This is a genomic window from Dokdonia sp. PRO95 (assembly GCF_000355805.1).
Lineage (GTDB): Bacteria > Bacteroidota > Bacteroidia > Flavobacteriales > Flavobacteriaceae > Dokdonia.
Window position 1 is genome coordinate 562,406 of record NZ_CM001837.1, and the last position, 20,115, is coordinate 582,520.

The window sequence follows — 20,115 nt, forward strand, 5'->3', positions numbered from 1 at the left end:
GCGAAAGCGTACTTATTACCTTAAGCAATATCAATAGCCGGTTAACAGTCTCTCTCACATACTGAAATCAAGTATGTTATTTTTTACTCCACACATTACCATTTACAACTACAGTATCAAGACTAAAACGCTCTTTCATCCATTGTCCGAGCTTCTGTTGTTGTTTATCTCTAACGCTTTGCGATAAGCTATCTGCCCACTCTACTCGCACTACCGTTAAGGTATCAATCCCTCCAGAAAAGTCTGTAGTAATCTCTGTAGCATAACCAAATCGCTTAAGACCATCATAATTAATCTTTGCCTCATTGCGCATAGAAGCAAATGGCAGTGCTGTGCCTCGGAGCTGTGTAACTTCATTCTCTAAAAGACGTATTTGCTCATCCTTAGAACTCATTGCTTCTTGATTTTTTACATATAGATCCTCAAGAATACCAGAACGAACCTCTGTACTTAATCTTGCTGCCAGCTCACCACTTTGATCTGCGCCTTGATGCACAACTAAAGTACAATTCTCGCAGTCTTCGGTCTTCTTAAACTCATCCTCCCATTGAGCAATGAGGTTTTGAGGTACTAACTTCCCTATGAGATAAATATCAATGCGGCGCTTCTCGGCATCATCGGTTTCTTTTACAATTTCTGCTCCTTCGTATTTAATTGTATTTGTAACAAAGGCCTTTGCTTTAGTTATAAAAATTTGCTGATTAAGCAATCTTAAAAACGTCCATACACTTGGCACTAAAACGAGTATAGCAATAAGCGTTGCCATACGTGTAGTACGCTTTCTATTTTTCTGGTTTGCATATTTAACCAGCGGAAACTTAAGAAGTTTTGATACTGTAAACGTCGCTAGCGCTATAAACACAGCATTAATAGAGAAAAGATATAATGCCCCTAACGCCCAGTAAAGTCCTTCGCTATTGCCTATTATGGATTGAGAAAGACCATATCCTACAGTACATAAAGGCGGCATTAATGCGGTAGCAATTGCAACTCCAAAAATCACACTCGCTATGGTTCCAGACTTGGTCTTTGCAACAATAAGTGCAAGACCACCAAAAATCGCAATAAATACATCTAATATAGTAGGCCAAGTACGCGCCATCAATTCTGGCGTTACTTCTTTAACCGGTGATAAACTAAAATATAAGGTAGCCGTAAGCACACTTAGCACTATCATCACTGCAAGGTTTACAAATGATCGCTTCATCATGATAGCGTCATTGATAGCTATAGAAAGCCCTATACCAACTATAGGCCCCATAAGCGGACTTATAAGCATGGCGCCTATTACTACAGCGGTACTACTCACGTTGAGTCCAATACTCGCAACAAAAATGGAAAAAATAAGAATCCACGCGTTATGCCCCTTAAAAGGTATGTCTTTACGAATAGCCTCTACCGTGGTAGATCGATCTGTATCCTCTCTTATATCAAGAAGGTCACTTAAGAACTCTTTTATGCTTTGCCAGAGACCCTTTGCCTCATCTCTCATATCCTCGTTAGGATCAATATTGAGTTCGCTGGGCTTTGGATCTGGATTTGCCCCTATATTATCTTTGTTTTCCACTATCCTAAGTTATTACCAAATTTAGATTGCACCTCATTGCGTATTTCTTTAATGTCTTGTTCTTTACTTTTAGGCACAATAACGAGAACATCTTCTTTTTCGACGATAATATAATCTTTAAGTCCGTCTACTACTACCACTTTATTACTTGCAGTTCTAATGATATTTCCTGAGGTATTTGTTGCGATGATACGCGCATTTACAACGGCATCCTTTCCAGAATCTCCCTCCATTTTATCATAGAGAGATCCCCAAGTACCTAGATCATTCCAGTCAAAAGTTGCTGGAACCACTTTTACATTTTGATGCTTCTCCATCACTCCAAAATCGATACTTATATTTTCTGCTTTTGGATATGCCTCATTTATAAAATCTTGCTCTTCTGGCAAATTGTACACCTCATTACCCTCGTTAAGTAAATTGTACATCTCTGGTAAGAAAGATTTAAAACTGTTTACAACCGTTTTTACGCTCCATATAAACATTCCTGCGTTCCAGAGATATTCTCCACTGGCAACAAACTCCTTAGCAGTAGGATAGTCCGGTTTTTCTGTAAAACGTTTTACCGCTTTCGCGAAAGCGTTATCACTTTTATCATAGTTTATATAACCATATCCAGTATTAGGAAAGCTAGGCTGTATACCTAATGTCACAATGGTCTCTTCTTGTTGTGCTGCATCAAAAGCTTTCTGAAGATCTTCAACAAAGGCATCTTCATCTTCTATCCACGCATCACTAGGAGCGACAACCATCACGGCATCTGGGTTTTCTTTCTCCACCTTTAATGCAGAAAGAAGAATACACGGTGCTGTGTTGCGCATAGCTGGCTCAAGTACGATGTTTTTTTGTTTGATAGAAGGCAATTGCTCTTTTACAAGATCATTATAATCTGTATTAGTTAGTATGAGAATTTGGTCTTCTGGAACAATCTTAGCTAGACGATTAAATGTCTTTTGCAACAAGGTTTCCCCAGTACCCAGCATATCGTGAAACTGCTTTGGAAATGATTGTGTGCTCACTGGCCAAAACCTTGAACCTACTCCTCCTGCCATTAACAATGCGTAATAATTCTTAGTGTTCTCCATACTATTTAATCTATGATTTCTACCTCGGCGTTAGGCTGAAATAGATATGTTCTACCTGTACTTATCTCTATACATTCATAACGTTTTACACGCTTTCTGCCTTTTTTAAATATTTTCCCATTGTAAATCTTGAATGTAGATCCCGTGGGCAACTCAAATATATAATTTTTATTACTAGGTGGGTCATAGTTCTTTAGCGCTACAGAAAGATGAGCATCTGTATCACTACTCGCTCTAGGATTTTTAAAATGTCGAGCTAAATAAGGTAATAAATCTGCTGGAAATATCTCTGGTCTTATAAAAGGTAACATCAGGTATTGAAAAGTATGTTTCCATTCTTTACCATGAGGTTTGATTGCTCTACCATATTTTTTAAAAGCAACTAGATGCGCTATTTCATGAACTAAAGTGACTAAAAACCTGTATTTATTGAGACTTACGTTTACTGTGATTTGGTGCTGCCCATCTGCAAGTATTCTATAATCCCCGTGTCTTGTTACTCGTTCATTTACAATCTTGAGATAAACAGCATGCTCTTTTATCAAAGCAAAGACAGGAGCAGCCGCTCTTTCTGGAATATATTTTTTGAGGACTTCTACCACGTAAATTACAAATCGTTTTAAAGATCACTTAGCACTTACGGTGTACTAGCAGAAACCTGCAATACTTTACCGTTATAGAACTGATTTCCTGTTAAGGCAAAATTAGATAGATAATCTGCCATTTGCATAGCCGTTAAGGGCGCCTCATAGCCAGGAAATGCTTCTTCTAACATTTCTGTCTGCACGGCACCTAGAGCCAGTACATTAAATGCTATGCCCTGTTCCTTGTATTCTTCGGCTAAGAGTTCGCTCCATGTAATAACCGCTCCTTTACTTGAGCTATATGCAGCTAGACCCGGAAACTTCATGCTTCCTTGGATTCCGCCCATACTAGACACCGTTACTACATGTGCACCAGCTGTCATATATGGAAGTACCGTACGCGTTAACTCGGCAACGCCAAACACGTTTACTTTGTACACCATTTCAAAATCTGCAACGGTAGTCTCTGCAAATGGCTTATTAAGTAAAGCACCCGCATTATTTATCAGCACATCTACTCCTTCCCAATCACTTTCAATAAAATCTATGACTTTTTGAAAATGTGATTGGTCTGTAATATCAAATGGAAAAGCAGTGAGATTCTGTAAATTTAAATCTGCACAAGGAGTATGCTTTCGCGAAAGCGCAAGTACTTGGTGCCCTTCTTTTGCAAACTTCTTTGCAAGCTCAAAACCTATCCCTCTACTCGTACCTGTAATTATGATTCTTTTCATTAGTTCATTTTAATCTCTTTGTTAGGGCTATTTGCCATTCCCGTGATCCCTGGGATTAACTTTTTAATAAGTCCTTCCATAAAGTCGATATCCATTTTATCTGCTTCATCACCTACGCCATGATAGTGATCATAATTTGTAAAGTCAAATGAAGAAATAGTATGTGCAGGAATATTAAAATCTAAAAAGAAAGGATAGTTATCACTACGCTTGAAAAGATTAAATTCTTTTGCCTTTGGAAGAAAACCAATAACCTTTTCACCTGCATATTGATTGAATTTTTCTGCAAAGTTAGATTTTTCATAACCTGAGGCATATAACGAGTGGTCTTTATCCACCATAGGCACTCCAACCATCTCAATACTGATCATTGTGTATAAATCAATACCTGCAGCCTTGAGCCTACTAGATAAGTCTTTTGACCCCAACAAGCCTTTTTCTTCGGCAGAATAAAGAGTAAATATAATGGTACGTTTATTACTTTTTGCTTTAGTAAAATGATCTGTAAGCGCAAGTACCGTAGTGGTACCAGCAGCATTATCGTTTGCTCCGTTTGCTATAGTATCATCACCAACAGCTTTTGCAGTACCAATATGATCATAATGTGCGCCTATGATAATTACCTCATCTTTGAGCTTAGGATCATTTCCTTCCAGCACGCCTACAATATTAAATGCCTCAACACCATTTGCGTCAAACGGATCACGATAATTCTCAAAATAAGGTTTTATTCCAGCGTCTTTAAAGCGAGCTTCTATAAACTGTGCCGCCATCTCAATTCCTTTACTTCCCGTATCACGACCTTGAAGCTCATCTGAAGCTAGAAACTCCATCGTGCTTTTTACAGACTTCATTTTTTTGATGTCTGGCATAACCATCGTTACTTGGCTCGCTGGTGCAGTACTCACGTTTTCTCCCTTTACACCTACTAAAGGAGAGGGTGACCCACAGCCCACTAAAACAAGGGCTCCTACTAATACTAAGATATTTTTCATAAAGCTAAAGATAAAAAAACCCACGCAGTTGCGTGGGTTTATCATTCTATATTTGTTATTGACTACGCCAGCATTAATACTGGGTTTTCAATATACGTTTTAAGTGTTTGTAAAAATTGTGCTCCAGTTGCGCCATCTACAGTACGGTGATCACAAGCAAGTGTAAGCTTCATAGTGTGTCCCACAGCAAGCTTTCCATCTTTTACCACAGGCTTCTCTACAATTGCTCCTACAGATAGGATAGCAGAGTTAGGCTGATTGATAATTGAAGTAAAATCTGTGATACCAAACATTCCTAAATTTGAAATAGTGAAGGTAGAACCTTCCATTTCTGGAAGAGTAAGCTTCTTATCACGTGCTTTTCCTGCTAGTACTTTTACCTCAGCATTAATTTGCTGCAATGTCTTTTCATTTGCAAATTCCACAACAGGGACAACAAGGCCATCTGGAACTGCTACCGCCACACCAATATGTACATGGTGATTGAGACGCATTTTATCATCAAACCACTGAGAGTTTACTTGCGGATGCTGTTTTAATGCGATAGACGTTGCTTTAATGATCATATCATTAAAAGATACTTTTGTATCTGGTAGTGCATTAAACTGCTTACGGAAGCTCATCATATTCTCCATATTGAACTCTACGTTCAAGTAGTAATGAGGCGCTGTAAACTTAGATTTACCAAGTCCGCGAGCGATTGCTTTACGCATTTGAGAGTTTTCAACCTCTTCAAAACTCTCTTCACCTGTAGCAACAAATTGCTGCACTCCTGCTCCAGAAGATTGACTAGCACCAGGCGTGAAGTTTTCAACATCGCTTTTTACGATACGTCCATTTTCACCAGAACCTTTTACTTGTGCTAGGTTTATTCCTTTCTCCTCTGCTATTTTCTTTGCTAGTGGAGAAGCAAATATGCGTCCTCCGTTAGTATTTGTTGCAGGTTTTGAAGAACCAGAAGCAGAGTTTGTATTATTATCTTTCTTAGGCGCTGCCTTTGGAGCATCTGCCTTTTTATCAGCTTTTGGAGCCTCTTTCTTTTCTTCTTTCTTTGGAGCTTCTTTTTTAGTAACTCCGCCGCTTTTTACCACACCAGAAACATCTGTTCCTTCTGGGCCTATGATTGCAAGTAGCGCATCAACATTTGCCGTCTCACCTTCATTAATACCTATGTGTAATAAAGTACCAGACTGGAATGATTCAAACTCCATAGTCGCCTTGTCGGTTTCTATTTCAGCAAGAATATCTCCCTCTTCCACTTTATCACCTATGGCTTTTAACCAAGTAGCAACTGTCCCTTCCTCCATCGTATCAGACAGACGTGGCATAGTTACTACGACAACTCCTTCAGGAATATCTGATCCAGCATCGGCAGATTCTTCTTCATCAGAAGATTCGTCATTGGCTTTATCTTGAGCTGCAGTCTCTTCTTTCTCATCAGAAGATGATGCTTGGTCTTCTCCACTTTTCGCGGAAGCGTCACCACCATTTAATAATCCAGAAATGTCTTCTCCTTCTTCACCAATGATAGCTAAAAGAACATCAACTTTTGCGGTTTGACCTTCTTCAATCCCGATGTGTAATAGCACACCTTCGTTAAAAGATTCAAACTCCATGGTTGCCTTATCTGTTTCGATTTCAGCAAGGATATCTCCTTCTTCTACTTTGTCACCTACTTTTTTAAGCCAAGTAGCAACTGTTCCTTCTTCCATCGTGTCGCTTAGACGCGGCATATTTATTACTTCTGCCATAACTTAAAGTCTATGAGGTATAAATGGATATTCTTCTTGATCGTACACTACATCGTACATCACGTTTACATCTGGGAACGGACTTTCTTCGGCAAATTTTTCACATTCTGCCACACGTGATTTTACACGTTTGTCCATTACCTTGATCTCTTCTTCGGTTGCGTATCCCTTTTCAAGAATAGTCTCTTTAACCTGAGTAATAGGATCTATTTTTTGATACTCTGCTACTTCGTCTTTAGTACGATAGTGCTGAGCATCAGACATAGAGTGACCTCTATATCTATATGTTTTAAGTTCTAAAAATGTAGGACCATCACCACGACGAGCACGCTCTATAGCCTCGTCCATAGCTTCGGCTACAGCAACTGGATTCATAGCATCTACAGGGCCACAAGGCATTTCATATCCTAATCCTAGTTTCCAGATATCTTCATGGTTTGCAGTACGAGCTACAGATGTTCCCATCGCATACCCGTTATTCTCTACACAAAATACTACTGGAAGTTTCCAGAGCATTGCCATGTTAAACGTTTCATGCAAAGATCCTTGACGAGCTGCACCATCTCCAAAATAACAAAGTGTTACCGCTCCAGTTTTATTGTACTTATCTCCAAAAGCCATTCCAGCCCCCAAAGGTATCTGACCTCCTACAATCCCGTGACCTCCATAAAATCCTTTCTCACGAGAGAAGATATGCATAGAACCACCAAGACCTTGAGATGTACCCGTCGCTTTACCAAACAACTCTGCCATCACTCGCTTAGGGTCTACACCCATACCGATAGGTTGGACGTGATTACGATATGCAGTAATCATTTTATCCTTAGATAAATCCATTGCATGCAATGAACCGGCAAGGATTGCTTCTTGACCATTATAAAGGTGAAGAAATCCGCGGACTTTCTGCTGTATATATACTTGAGCTAGCTTATCTTCAAACTTGCGCCAGAAGAGCATTTCCTCGTACCAATTAAGGTATGTTTCTTTGGTTATCTTTTTCATTTAAAAGCGTATAAATGCCGCTCATTTTTGAGCGAGTAACAAAAATAACCAATTAAGAAGATATGGTAAAATTGAATGCAAGGAAAAGTTACGCAAACGCTATCGTAAATTTATAGTAGCACTTTTTAGCTTTCGCGAAAGCGTACTTTACACAAAAACAACCGCTTACTTAAGTCGATCACGAAGCCTAGCAACGTCCAACAGGAACTACAAATATTTTGAAGTAAACAATAGTGGAAGTATATTTTCTAAAGAATCACTTTTTAAAACCTCTCCACGCTCTCCCATAAAATAGAGTGAAATAGGCATTTTTTGCTTTATTTCATACTCTGCAATTGCTTGTCTACAAATACCGCATGGTGGAATAGGCACCGTAGTCTCCTTATCTTTTGCTCTTGCCGTGATTGCCATAGAGACCATCGCTGCATCTGGATATTGTGAAGATGCATAAAAAATAGCCGTACGCTCTGCACACAGACCACCAGGATAGCAGGCATTTTCTTGATTATTTCCTGTGACTACCACTCCATTATCTAAAAGTAACGCGGCTCCAACTAAGAATTCTGAATATGGCGCATAGGCTTTTTCTCTTGCCTCAAAAGCAGCATCCATTAATGATGAAATCGCTTCTGGAAGTGAATCTTTTGAAGGGTACACATCTAGAAACGATTCAATTTTTATTTTTTTCATAAGCTTTTTTTGCTTTCGCAAATATCATGTTTTAATACTCGTCGTACTCATCTCCAAAATGAAAGGTAAGTCCAAAACGCAGCGTACTTTCTAGAGGACTAATAACAGATCCCGTTGAGAAAAGATAAGAAAGATCTACATCTATTGCGTTAAACTCAAAACCTGCTCCTAGTGTTGCAAACTTACGAGAACCTTTTAACTCACTTTCATTAAAATAACCAGCCCTCAACGCAAAAACATCGTTATAAGTATATTCTGTAGCAAGAGACCAAGTAACCTCCTTAAGCTCTTCACTAAATCCATCTGGCGCATCACCAAAAGATTGAAAGATTCCTGAGAAGAAGTTTACATCATCATCTTGACCCGCTATAACAGAATCATCATTTTCCACACCATTGCCATTAATATCTCCTCCAAAACCAGGATCGCCCTCTCTTCTTGGCGGTGTAGGCACTAGTAATTTATTAAATTCAAGACCTACAAATATCTTATTATAACTATCTAGTATAAAATCAAACCCACCACCTAACTTTAGGTTTGTAGGTATAAAATTTTCTTGCCCAGCATCGTCATATTTGACCTTAGGTCCTATGTTTGAAATATTAAAACCTGCTCTCCACCTACCATCAAAATTACTATACACTTGCTCTTCAGACTGGTAATAACCTGAGATATCTACTCCAAAAGAACTCGCCGGACTAGCATCTGCAAACTCATCAAGTTGCTGTATACGTAAGTTACTCTGTAAAAAACGTCCAGAAACCGCCATAGAGAACTGATCATCAAGTTTAAGCGCATAGGTTGCATCTATAGAAAATTCATTAGGTTTTACATCAAGACCAGGATCTTGAGCACTATTTCTCGTGTTGATGGTACCAAGACTAAAATATCTTACACTAGCCGCAAAAGCACTACGATCATCAATACGATTTGCATAAACCGCCTGCAGTAAACCTATGTCGTTTACTAAGTTACCGAGATAAGGTGTATAGTTAATACCTACGTTATGTTTGTTAGGCAAGAATGCAAGTTTAGCTGGGTTCCACTGCACAGCATATGCATCTGGACTAGTAGCAACACCTTGCTCTCCCATTCCAGCCGCTCGCGCGTCTCCCGCTATTACCAAGAATGGCACTGCCGTTGTAATAGTATTAGGTTGATCTTGCGCTTGAAGGCTTGAGCCCAGTACGCTACATAAAACTACTCCTAATAGTGTAAAAACTTTATTCATATGTTGAGGCATTTAAAACAAATATAGACTTTTCTATGATTATGATTAGAGGATCACGAGCTTCTCTATTTTCTCCACTCGCTTGTTAGTTAACGTGGATTTAACAGTTATCTTATATACATACACACCTTTTCCTAGAGCCTGACCAAAATCATCAAGACCATCCCACGTTATTGAACGTGACAAGAAACCTTCTGTAACAACTGTTTGATTAATGGTTTTTACCACTTTACCGCTTACGGTAAAAATTTGAACCTGTACATCAAGAGGTTCAAAAGGGCGATTATGATTGAACCAAAATTCTGTATAATTAACAAATGGATTAGGATAGTTAAGTACATTTTCCAGCTCTAACTCTTCATCTCCCAAAACCACAAACTGCAGCTCTGCCGTAGATGAATTATTATACACATCCCATGCCTTGAATGACAACGTATGTGGTCCAGGCTCTAAGTTTCTAATCTTACGAGCAGCAGTACCTTTCATAAAGTCATCTACATCTGTCTCATAAAAGTCATTCATTATAATAGGATTGGTCTCATCACCATCTATTATTGCCACAATATCATGACCTATACCACTAGCAGTATTGATCCCGTTTTCATCTTCTAGCTTTGCAAGTATAATAGGTGAGTCGTTTGTGATGCCTCCGTTTACAAAGTTTTCATCATTCATAAACAACTTAATCCTAGGGCCTAGGTTATCTTCTGGTGCATTCTCATTAAGACCTCCTACAATTATAGTTTCATCTACGCCCGTTTGATCTTCTAATACCCCTAATCGTTCTGAATAGAAATTAAGCCGACCATTACCTAGTGGTATTGCGGTATCTCGTGGCATTCTAAATGTAAATTCAAAATTACCGTTTTTCACAGATGCCTGCCCTCTATAAAGAATAGCACCTAGCGTTGTAAAATCCATAATTGCGAGCTCTCCACCTATTACCACACCATCATTACCCAGCGTCCGCCTATCTATACGTTTGTCATACAAAGTAACTGCTAGTGTACCATTATAATCTGTAAGCGTCTGACCTACTTGCGAAGTAACCCGACCACCTACCTTAACTAGGTCAAGCGCCTTTAACACAGGAAGCTCAGCCCCTACTGGCACATCATTAATCGCAGATAGTTGTATGTCTGGCTTAGGGAATGCAAGCTTCATCGCTGGATCACCTACAAAGAAAATTACCCTACGTAGCGGATCTGATATTCCGTTTTTTGAGGCTCTAATATTCTCGGCTACACTTTTAACTTCGTTTGTACCAAAGGAAAATAGCTGCTCTACCAATGAGTTATTAAAATTAACTCCAAGAGTTACCGTGATTTCTCTTGTAGTTGTTACAAGACCTACTGCCCCACCATCGGCATTCCAAAACAAGGCTTCTCCTCCTGTAGGACGTTCAGGATTGTCAAACTTTCCAAACTCACACGTAACAGTTACCACAAGCGGCAAACGTGCGCCATTATCTAGGTTGTTAATTTCGTTTTGTGTCACTATAGCTTCGGCCGCGAGAAGTTCTTCCCCACCGTGACCTAGATAAGTCACTACAAGCGAACCTACCTCAACGGCATTTTCAATAGCTTCGTTTACTTGAGGATATCTGTCTCCCCCAGCAGATGATTGCTGCTGAAACGCATCACTATGTATTTTTATAACATTTACAAAAGGTTTCTCTACACTAATTTGATCTCCCAGATTATCTAAAGTCCCTTGCAACTGAGCAAATTCAAAAACCTCATCCACATCATCAGACACTAACACAAAATTATTACGCCAGCGTCCATAAGACTCACGAGCATCATAATTAATGATTTTATCAACTACCGTAGAGGCAAGACTCGGCGAGTCTGCAACAATACGTCCCACGGCCACGTCTAATTTATCTGACGCAATCATTGTACCCTCAGATGGATCTAATGAGCCATAAAAATCATCACTCATAAATGAACGCACCAGACTAAAACTATCAAAAGTTTGATAGGTAGGCATCACATTATTATTCCCCGTAATTCGGTCTTTATAATCTACAGAAGTATCACCAAAAAGGCATACATATTTTAATCGTCCAGCATCTGAGGATGTATTATCATAGACATATTTTATGAAGTTTCTAATCGCCCCTATATCTGCCTTACCTCCACCAAATTCATTATAAATTTGCTCAAGTGTAACTGTCTTTACATTGAGTCCTCTAAAATTTCTATTATGTTGCGCTAGTCTTTCCGCTTGAGACAACAAGGCACTACCTGTAATCATTAAGTAATCTACATCTTCAAAATCACCACTATTGTTTTGGAAAATAGTTCCTTTCAAATTTTGATTAGCTAACTGCGTATTTCCGCTTTCGCGAAAAGGTATCAAGTAATCAGATGGGGGAACTGCCACAAATGATTTTTCTGTACCTAGCAAACTTTTGAAAGAGACATTCTGCTCCCCATCTAGCTCCAAAGCTCTTATTTCGGTTTGATTTGTTACATCCCAGATTTGAGTATAATCTTGCATATTACTCAATGAATACGCACCCACTCCTGACTGCATGCCTGCATCTGGATTTCTAAACGTAAATTGTTTTCCAGTACCACTTAAGCGTGAGTCTACGTCGAGACTTATAAAATCAAGGTATCCCACACTAGACGGGTTACCATTATTATCATAAACTAACGTCACCACCATCTCACTACTTGAAACAGGCACCTCTACATTAAGAGAGGCGCCTCTAGCTAGTACAATATCATTAATGGCAAGAATATTTACAGACCCTACAGAAGCACCATTTACAAGCACATCAAAAGATGTTACACTTTCTGATGTAGCGGCCACTTCAACCCTCAAAATGGCTGTTTGTCCAAGCAATGCGTTTTCAAAATCAAACTCAAAAGACTGCTCATTCTCAAAACTAAAGCGCTCTCCAAACCAGCGCCTACCTATTTTAACTAAGCTTACCTCATCCTCCTCATGAAACTGATACTCTTTATAGGTATCATAAGTTACAGTCTCAACTCCAGATGGCTCTGCATAAGGACGTACACGCTGTCCATTTGCCCCACTAGTTGTTATGTAGTAATATGATCTATCCTCGTATGGATTTATATGAGTATCTAACTCTTCATGATATTTTCTTGTACTTTCCCCATAAAAGAGTATGCGATCATCATTATCAAAAGTTCCATCGCCTCCTCCCAACACTTGAATAGGAATTTCTCTAAGATCAAAATTCTCATTATCACTATTGCGTAATGGCAAAGGAGAACCTCCGTAACCATACACTTTTATCTGCTCAGGATTAATTCCATTAACATCGACCCCTAAACTATGCAAAAAACTTCTATCAATAGTATGTATACCGGACTCTTCAACGTAAAATTTATAGTAGTCTCCAGTAGCTAATAATGAATTACTTATCACAAGCGGTGCTCGTTGGAATTGTTGCGCTTTCGCGAAAGCGAATATCACATCACCAGAAACCACCCTCATGATCTGGCCATTCTTTTTTACAAAAGGCGTGATCTCTAATACACCATAATTCTGATTACGAGCTTTAGATGTATAAAATTGATAACTCACTTCTGAGGATAGTTGCTTTTTATCAATCGCATTGAGCCAAGACTGAGGAACCGTCTCAAATCTTATATTTATGAATTTTGAAGATTGGGGATCAATCACATTTCTAGCATCCCACTGCATACTATACGTATACTCACCTCCCTCACTTACCACAAGATTCATTACCTCTACAGAGCTGCCTTCCTGAGTGATTTTTAAAGCACCTTCCCAGTTTATAATCATTTGCTCTGATTGTGCAGATGTACAAATCGTAATAAAAATTAAAAAAAAAGAGAGAAAAGTTTTCATTAGTAGGATAACGAAAGCCTGTGCGGCTTATTATTAACTTATAGTAATAGTGTAGTTTTTTTACTGTAAACAATAATAAAGAATAAATAGCGCCGTTACTAATGAGTTAACCATAAGAATCGAACTTTTTTTTGGGCTCGCCATAGCAAAATGCTTGCACTTTAACGAGTTATTACTATCTTGCAACCCCAAATACATTTGAACATAATTACCTATGAAACTACACTTTGCATTAAAAATGCTGGCACTTGCCGTGATTTCGATTACAGTCTCAAGTTGTAGCAAATCAAACGATTACAAAGACAGCTCTAGAGGAACAGGCTGGAAAGTCGACGGTAAAAACGGAGGATTTAAGCTTAAAACAGACTACGAAGAGCAAGCCACTGGACCTGGACTTGTGTTTGTAGAAGGAGGTACTTTTACCATGGGTAAAGTACAAGATGATGTAATGCATGACTGGAATAACTCTCCAAACCAGCAGCACGTCCAATCTTTTTACATAGATGAAACTGAGGTTACTAACGGTATGTATCTAGAATACCTAGATTACTTAAAGAAAGTATTTCCTCCAGAAGAAGAAAATTACCGCAATATTTACAAAGGTGCACTACCTGATACGTTAGTATGGAGAAACCGTCTTGGTTTTAATGAAACTATGACAGAAAACTACCTGCGTCACCCTGCATATGCAAACTACCCAGTAGTAGGTGTAAGCTGGATACAGGCAGTAGAGTATGCAAACTGGAGATCAAACAGAGTTAATGAGCTTATCCTTGAAGAGCAAGGTTATACTGCAAGAGGTGCTCGTTTTGATGTAGATGCTGGCTCAACGTTTGACACAGAAACTTACTTAAATGCTCCTACACTTACCTATGGTGGAAGCGATAGTCTTGCAAGAGGTGGTCGTTCTAGTGAGCGCCGCATGAAACAAAATGATAGTACGAACATATTTGTACAGCGTACAGATGGAATACTTCTTCCTAAGTACAGACTACCTACAGAGGCAGAGTGGGAATATGCAGCTCTTGGCCTAACTGAATTAAGAAGCTACAATGTATACCGTGGTCGTAAGAAATATCCTTGGGATGGATCTTATACTAGATCTTCAGATCGTCGTACACGTGGAGATCATTTAGCAAATTTTAAACAAGCAGATGGAGATTATGGTGGTATCGCAGGATGGTCTGATGATAACGCAGATATTACCGCTGAAGTAAAAACTTACGAACCTAACGATTTTGGACTTTACGATATGGCCGGAAACGTTTCTGAGTGGGTAGCAGATGTTTATCGCCCTATTGTAGATGATGAGTTTAACGACTTTAACTACTACAGAGGTAACGTTTACACCAAAAATGCAATAGGTGAAGATGGTAAGGTAAAAATCGTTACTGTAGATTCTATCGTATATGACACACTAGCAAACGGAAGCATTGTCGCTAGAGATTTACCTGGAGAAATACTGCAAGTACCAGTAGATGAAGATGAGACTTACCTTAGAACACAATTCTCTACAAGTGACAACCGTAACTTTAGAGATGGTGACAGAAGATCTACAAGATATTTTGAATCTTTTAATGAAGATGTAGACAATCCAGACTCAGGTAAAAAAATGTACAACGCTCCACAACATAAAGTGGAGAGAGATGAAGAAGGAAACATGGAACGTCGCTATGACGAATCTAACAACAGAACATCGCTAGTAAACGACGAAGTACGTGTTTATAAAGGAGGTTCTTGGAGAGATAGAGCATACTGGTTAGATCCAGCACAGAGAAGATTCCTTCCACAAGGAATGGCATCAGATGATATTGGTTTCCGTTGTGCTATGTCAAGAGTGGGATCAAAATCTAAAAAAGGAAAAAGAGCTAGATAACATTCTCTTTTTACAGTATTTTTAAAAGCCCTCTTGTGAGGGCTTTTTTCATATTAAAATTTTACTATCATTATGACCATTGCAGAGCTACACTTCCATTTTTTAAACAGTAACGGTGTTTGTACTGACACCAGAACTTTACAAGAAAATCAGATTTACATCTCTTTGAAGGGAGACAATTTTAATGGTAACAAGTTTGCAAAACAAGCATTACTAGATGGCGCTAGACTCGCAGTGATAGATGAAAAAGAATATGAAGCTGATTATACTGTGCTGGTAGACGATGCTCTTAAAACATTACAACAACTAGCAAATTACCATCGTAAATACCTTAACCTACCTATAATAGGATTAACTGGAAGCAATGGCAAAACCACTACAAAGGAGCTTATAAACTCAGTACTTTCTGAAAAATATGTGACTGTAGCTACTAAAGGAAATCTTAACAACCACATAGGAGTGCCACTTACACTCTTATCTATGGATACTACTACAGATTTAGGAATTGTAGAGATGGGCGCAAACCATCAAGGAGAAATTGCCATGCTATGCGAGATTGCCCAACCTAACTTTGGCTATATCACAAACTTTGGAAAGGCACACCTCGAAGGTTTTGGAGGGTTTGAAGGTGTTATAAAAGGCAAAAGTGAGCTTTATAATTATCTTAGAGATCACGAGGAAATGGCTTTTATAAACGACACAGACCAACTGCAAGTGGAAAAATCTAATGGCATTACTTTACAAACATTTGGCTCTACAGAAAGCAACTTCCCTATCAGTTTAGTAGATGGATCTGAGAACCTCAAACTATTGTTTAAGGAAACCACTATCAATAGCCAACTCATAGGTATCTATAACTATACAAATATTGCTGTTGCTATTGCAATGGGCACCTATTTTGACCTATCTATTGATCAGGTTAAGTCAGGAATTGAAAAATACATACCTGCAAATAATCGCTCTCAAATCATAAATAAAGATAATTATAGTATTATTCTCGACGCCTACAATGCAAACCCTACGAGCATGGTGGCAGCTTTAGAAAATTTAAAGGCTACAAACACCACAACCATTGCATTCATAGGTAATATGTTTGAAGTAGGTGCCACCTCAAAAGTCGAGCATCAAGCTATGTTAGACTTAGCTAGTAATCTTAAGATTGACCAAGTATATGCCATAGTACAGATTTTGGCGCTTCGGCCCCTCATTTGAACCAAGAGGTTTATGAGGATTATAACGCTTTCGCGAAAGCGTACTCAAACAAAATTCCAACTGGCGCAACGGTACTTATAAAAGGTTCTAGAGGCATGAAAATGGAGCGAATATTAAATCTCTTAGAAAATTAACTCCAAAGATTCTCAATAGAGATAACTTTTGATTTTCTAAATATTAACTCTAGATCAATTAAAGATGTAATTCTTAACTTTAGGCGACTTCATTAATGAAGTTTCTCTCTATGGAAAAGAAATATATTATTGCATTTGATCAAGGCACAACGAGTACTAGAGCTATCATATTTGACCATCAAGGAACCATAAAAAACATTGCCCAAAAGGAACTTAAACAACATTATCCGCAACACGGCTGGGTAGAACACAATCCTATAGAGATTTTTGAAGCACAGCAAGCTACCTTCAAAGAGGTTATCGAAACGTCTGATATATCTATAGACGAGATTGCTGCGATAGGTATTACTAACCAGCGAGAGACTACCGTAGTCTGGGATAAGAATACTGGAAAACCTATATATAATGCTATTGTATGGCTCGATAAGCGTACTAAAAATATCTGTGAGCAATTAAAATCTCAAGATCTAGAAGAATATGTGAATAAGAATACGGGACTCATTATAGACTCCTACTTCTCAGGAACTAAGGTCAAATGGATCTTAGATAATGTAGATGACGCTTTCGCGAAAGCGCAACAAGGCGACTTACTTTTTGGAACTATAGATACTTGGCTTATTTGGAAATTTACCAATGGTACTGTACATGCAACAGATCACTCTAATGCCAGCCGAACGCTACTCTACAATATTATAGACCTCAAATGGGATGAAAAGATGCTTAAGGCATTAAACATCCCAGCGTCTATGTTACCTAAGGTTCAACATAGCGCCTCAAATTTTGGAAATATAGTACTAGATGGTCACAGCATTCCTATTTGTGGAGTTTCTGGAGATCAACAAGCGTCGCTCTTTGGTCAGGGAGGTTACAAATCTGGAATAGCTAAAAACACCTACGGTACCGGTTGTTTCCTACTCATGAATACTGGAAAAAAACCTGTTACTTCAAAAAATGGATTGCTTACTACTTTATGTGCCAGCTTACCTAGTGGTAAAGTTAAATATGCTCTAGAAGGTTCCATTTTTGCGGGAGGCGCATCTGTACAATGGTTACGGGATAAACTTGACCTCATAGATCATGCAAGAGACACAGAAGATATCTGTATGAATACGGCAGCTACAGATGATTTATATGTAGTTCCTGCTTTTGCAGGGTTAGGAGCTCCTTACTGGGACATGGATGCAAAAGGAGCAATTTATGGACTAACACTAGACTCAGGAAAAGACGATATTATAAAAGCTACCGTAGATTCGATTGCCTATCAAACACGAGATGTTCTCGATGCAATGATTGAAGATTCTGGCAAGCAAATGAAAGCGCTAAGAGTAGATGGTGGAGCCACTGCAAATAATTATCTCATGCAATTTCAATCAGACATTCTTAACATTGCTGTAGATCGTCCAGAGATGCTAGAAGTCACTGCATTGGGAGCTGCATTTTTAGCTGGAATTCAAGTGGGTATTTGGAACAAAAAAGATATTTCTAAAATACGTCAAGTAGATTCCATTTTTGAACCAACGATTACTGAGTATGAGCGCAACAAGAAATACACAGGCTGGAAAAATGCCGTAGCACGCACAAAGAGCACTACAATTCAGATGCTCGCCACACAAGAAGAAACACCTATGCGCTTCTCTGTGCTAGACAGGCAGCGCCAGATAAGCCGTGCTCAAAAAGAAAAATTTGATCTTATTGTTATAGGAGGTGGAGTTACCGGAGCAGGGATTGCACTTGATGCGTCTTCTCGTGGTATGAATGTATGTCTTATAGAAAAGAATGATTTTGCTTCTGGAACAAGTAATAAATCTACAAAGCTTATTCACGGTGGACTGCGTTACCTTAAGCAAATGGAAATAGGACTTGTTCAAGAATCAGGTAGTGAAAGAGCCATAGTACACACCCTAGCTCCTCACCTTGTTGTACCAGAAAAAATGCTACTTCCACTTATAGAAGGTGGTACCTACGGAAAAATGATGACGGCAATAGGCTTAAAAGTCTATGACTTTCTTGCCAACGTAGAAGGCGATGATAAACGTAAAATGCTTAGCTCAGAAGAAACTGCTTCTAGAGAACCTTTACTTAACAAAAATCAACTAGTGGGTGGTGGTTATTATGCAGAGTATCGCACAGATGATGCACGACTTACCGTAGAGTTATTAAAAAAGGCTGCCAGCTACGGCGCTACTATTATTAACTACTGCGAGATGAAAACCTTTAAGTACGATGAGCAAGGAAAGATAAAAAGCTTACAATGTTATGATCACAATACACAAAGGAGCTTCAAATTAAAATCACAGCACTATGTGTCTGCTGCAGGACCATGGGTGGATCTTTTAAGGAAAAAAGACCACTCCATGAATAATAAGTATTTACATCTCACAAAAGGGGTTCACATTGTTTTTTCTAGAGAGCGTTTTCCATTAACTCAATCTATTTATTTTGATGTACCAGATGGTCGTATGATTTTTGCCATCCCTCGCGGCAGGTCTACATACGTAGGAACAACAGACACCAACTATAACGGGAACCTCAACCGCGTAGTCGCCACTCAAGATGATGCAATCTACCTACTAGATGCGACCAATAATATGTTTCCAAGTGTTAATCTCACTATAGACGATATAGAGTCTAACTGGGCTGGACTAAGACCACTTATACATGAAGATGGCAAGGACCCTTCTGAATTGAGTCGTAAAGATGAAATTTTTGTATCTGAAACAGGATTGATTTCTATTGCTGGAGGTAAACTTACTGGATATCGTAAAATGGCGCAAAGGGTTATAGATCGCGTACTTAAAGATGTACCAGAAAAGAAGAAAGCCCATCTGGTAAAATCGCATACTGAAAAAATACCTCTTACTTCTGAGCCTTTAAATAATACAGCAGAAGTTGATATTTACCAACAAGAGATTAAAAAGCGCCTTGAAGAGGTAGGTATAGTAGATGAGTATCAAAGTTGGTACCTAGCAACTACATACGGGAAGCAGAGTGACACCATCATTGATAAGATGAGTTATTTCTTAAATGAAAATCCAGAAGAGCGCTTAATACGCGCAGAGGTATGGTACAGCATACATCATGAAATGACAAACAGTCTAGCTGACTTTTTTGTGAGACGTACGGGTAGATTATATTTTGACATATACTCTGTGCATCAATATCGTGACATTGTACAAGAGGACATGATACGATACTTAGGCTGGGATGAGAAAAGAGTAGTACAAGAAAATGAATATCTCCATATTCTCTTAAAAGATGCTAGTGAATACTATGAAGAAGAATTTGAATAACACAAACGCTCAAAAACATTTCAAACTAACACACTAGCGAAAACGATATCGTAAAAAGGTTCGTAATAGAACTCATAATATTATATTAAAAAGTCATATTTTACACGCT

General features: G+C 38.7%; 14 protein-coding genes. 4 read left to right on the forward strand and 10 right to left on the reverse strand.

Going from position 1 to position 20,115, the window contains the following annotated elements:
- Positions 1-76: 76 nt before the first annotated feature.
- The 10 genes from D017_RS02375 to porU all read right to left on the reverse strand — a co-directional run bounded on the left by D017_RS02375 (position 77) and on the right by porU (position 13,428).
- Positions 77-1,567 carry a DUF389 domain-containing protein gene (locus tag D017_RS02375; protein WP_035334479.1) on the reverse strand — a complete coding sequence of 497 codons (1,491 nt, stop codon included), beginning with the start codon at positions 1,565-1,567 and terminating at the stop codon, positions 77-79.
- A complete protein-coding gene (locus tag D017_RS02380; RefSeq protein ID WP_035334480.1) occupies positions 1,567-2,652 on the reverse strand; it encodes a mannose-1-phosphate guanylyltransferase in 1,086 nt (361 codons plus the stop codon). Before D017_RS02380 ends, D017_RS02375 begins: the two co-directional genes overlap by 1 nt.
- Positions 2,653-2,657: 5 nt before the next feature.
- Complete coding sequence (locus tag D017_RS02385; RefSeq protein ID WP_035334481.1) at positions 2,658-3,254, reverse strand: SprT-like domain-containing protein; 597 nt, start codon at positions 3,252-3,254, stop codon at positions 2,658-2,660.
- A 35-nt stretch (positions 3,255-3,289) separates the two neighbouring features.
- Complete coding sequence (locus D017_RS02390; RefSeq protein WP_035334482.1) at positions 3,290-3,970, reverse strand: SDR family oxidoreductase; 681 nt, start codon at positions 3,968-3,970, stop codon at positions 3,290-3,292.
- On the reverse strand, positions 3,970-4,965 hold the full coding sequence (locus tag D017_RS02395; RefSeq protein ID WP_035337864.1) for a M28 family peptidase: 996 nt from the start codon (positions 4,963-4,965) through the stop codon (positions 3,970-3,972). The genes D017_RS02390 and D017_RS02395 overlap by 1 nt, the downstream gene beginning before the upstream one ends.
- Before the next feature lie 62 nt (positions 4,966-5,027).
- The gene (locus D017_RS02400; protein WP_035334483.1) at positions 5,028-6,716 is read right to left on the reverse strand and encodes a pyruvate dehydrogenase complex dihydrolipoamide acetyltransferase; all 1,689 of its coding nucleotides are present in this window, start codon (positions 6,714-6,716) and stop codon (positions 5,028-5,030) included.
- A 3-nt stretch (positions 6,717-6,719) separates the two neighbouring features.
- Positions 6,720-7,718, reverse strand: coding sequence for a pyruvate dehydrogenase (acetyl-transferring) E1 component subunit alpha (pdhA, locus tag D017_RS02405; protein ID WP_035334484.1), 999 nt, complete (start codon positions 7,716-7,718; stop codon positions 6,720-6,722).
- Between the two features lie 207 nt (positions 7,719-7,925).
- On the reverse strand, positions 7,926-8,408 hold the full coding sequence (locus tag D017_RS02410) for a cytidine deaminase (RefSeq protein WP_035334485.1): 483 nt from the start codon (positions 8,406-8,408) through the stop codon (positions 7,926-7,928).
- A gap of 31 nt (positions 8,409-8,439) precedes the next feature.
- Positions 8,440-9,639, reverse strand: coding sequence for a type IX secretion system outer membrane channel protein PorV (gene porV, locus D017_RS02415; protein WP_035334486.1), 1,200 nt, complete (start codon positions 9,637-9,639; stop codon positions 8,440-8,442).
- Between the two features lie 45 nt (positions 9,640-9,684).
- Positions 9,685-13,428, reverse strand: coding sequence for a type IX secretion system sortase PorU (gene porU, locus D017_RS02420; RefSeq protein ID WP_225969322.1), 3,744 nt, complete (start codon positions 13,426-13,428; stop codon positions 9,685-9,687).
- Between the two features lie 280 nt (positions 13,429-13,708).
- Here porU and gldJ point away from each other — a divergent pair, with 280 nt between their 5' ends.
- The 4 genes from gldJ (at position 13,709) to glpK (ending at position 20,006) form a co-directional block, all read left to right on the forward strand.
- A complete protein-coding gene (gene gldJ / locus D017_RS02425; protein WP_035334488.1) occupies positions 13,709-15,370 on the forward strand; it encodes a gliding motility lipoprotein GldJ in 1,662 nt (553 codons plus the stop codon).
- A gap of 72 nt (positions 15,371-15,442) precedes the next feature.
- Positions 15,443-16,582, forward strand: coding sequence for a UDP-N-acetylmuramoyl-tripeptide--D-alanyl-D-alanine ligase (murF, locus tag D017_RS02430; protein ID WP_225969323.1), 1,140 nt, complete (start codon positions 15,443-15,445; stop codon positions 16,580-16,582).
- Entirely contained in the window at positions 16,579-16,716 is a 138-nt protein-coding gene (locus D017_RS15450) for a hypothetical protein (RefSeq protein WP_225969324.1), read from the forward strand. Before murF ends, D017_RS15450 begins: the two co-directional genes overlap by 4 nt.
- A gap of 110 nt (positions 16,717-16,826) precedes the next feature.
- The gene (gene glpK, locus D017_RS02435) at positions 16,827-20,006 is read left to right on the forward strand and encodes a glycerol kinase GlpK (protein WP_035337867.1); all 3,180 of its coding nucleotides are present in this window, start codon (positions 16,827-16,829) and stop codon (positions 20,004-20,006) included.
- The last annotated feature ends 109 nt before the right edge of the window (positions 20,007-20,115 follow it).

Bases quoted from the DNA above. Each gene is read 5' to 3' on its own strand.
- murF (WP_225969323.1), top strand. From the start codon at position 15,443: ATGACCATTGCAGAGCTACACTTCCATTTTTTAAACAGTAACGGTGTT.
- D017_RS02395 (WP_035337864.1), bottom strand. From the start codon at position 4,965: ATGAAAAATATCTTAGTATTAGTAGGAGCCCTTGTTTTAGTGGGCTGT.
- gldJ (WP_035334488.1), top strand. From the start codon at position 13,709: ATGAAACTACACTTTGCATTAAAAATGCTGGCACTTGCCGTGATTTCG.
- D017_RS02400 (WP_035334483.1), bottom strand. From the start codon at position 6,716: ATGGCAGAAGTAATAAATATGCCGCGTCTAAGCGACACGATGGAAGAA.
- pdhA (WP_035334484.1), bottom strand. From the start codon at position 7,718: ATGAAAAAGATAACCAAAGAAACATACCTTAATTGGTACGAGGAAATG.
- D017_RS02390 (WP_035334482.1), bottom strand. From the start codon at position 3,970: ATGAAAAGAATCATAATTACAGGTACGAGTAGAGGGATAGGTTTTGAG.
- porU (WP_225969322.1), bottom strand. From the start codon at position 13,428: ATGATTATAAACTGGGAAGGTGCTTTAAAAATCACTCAGGAAGGCAGC.
- D017_RS02410 (WP_035334485.1), bottom strand. From the start codon at position 8,408: ATGAAAAAAATAAAAATTGAATCGTTTCTAGATGTGTACCCTTCAAAA.
- D017_RS02380 (WP_035334480.1), bottom strand. From the start codon at position 2,652: ATGGAGAACACTAAGAATTATTACGCATTGTTAATGGCAGGAGGAGTA.
- porV (WP_035334486.1), bottom strand. From the start codon at position 9,639: ATGAATAAAGTTTTTACACTATTAGGAGTAGTTTTATGTAGCGTACTG.
- glpK (WP_035337867.1), top strand. From the start codon at position 16,827: ATGGAAAAGAAATATATTATTGCATTTGATCAAGGCACAACGAGTACT.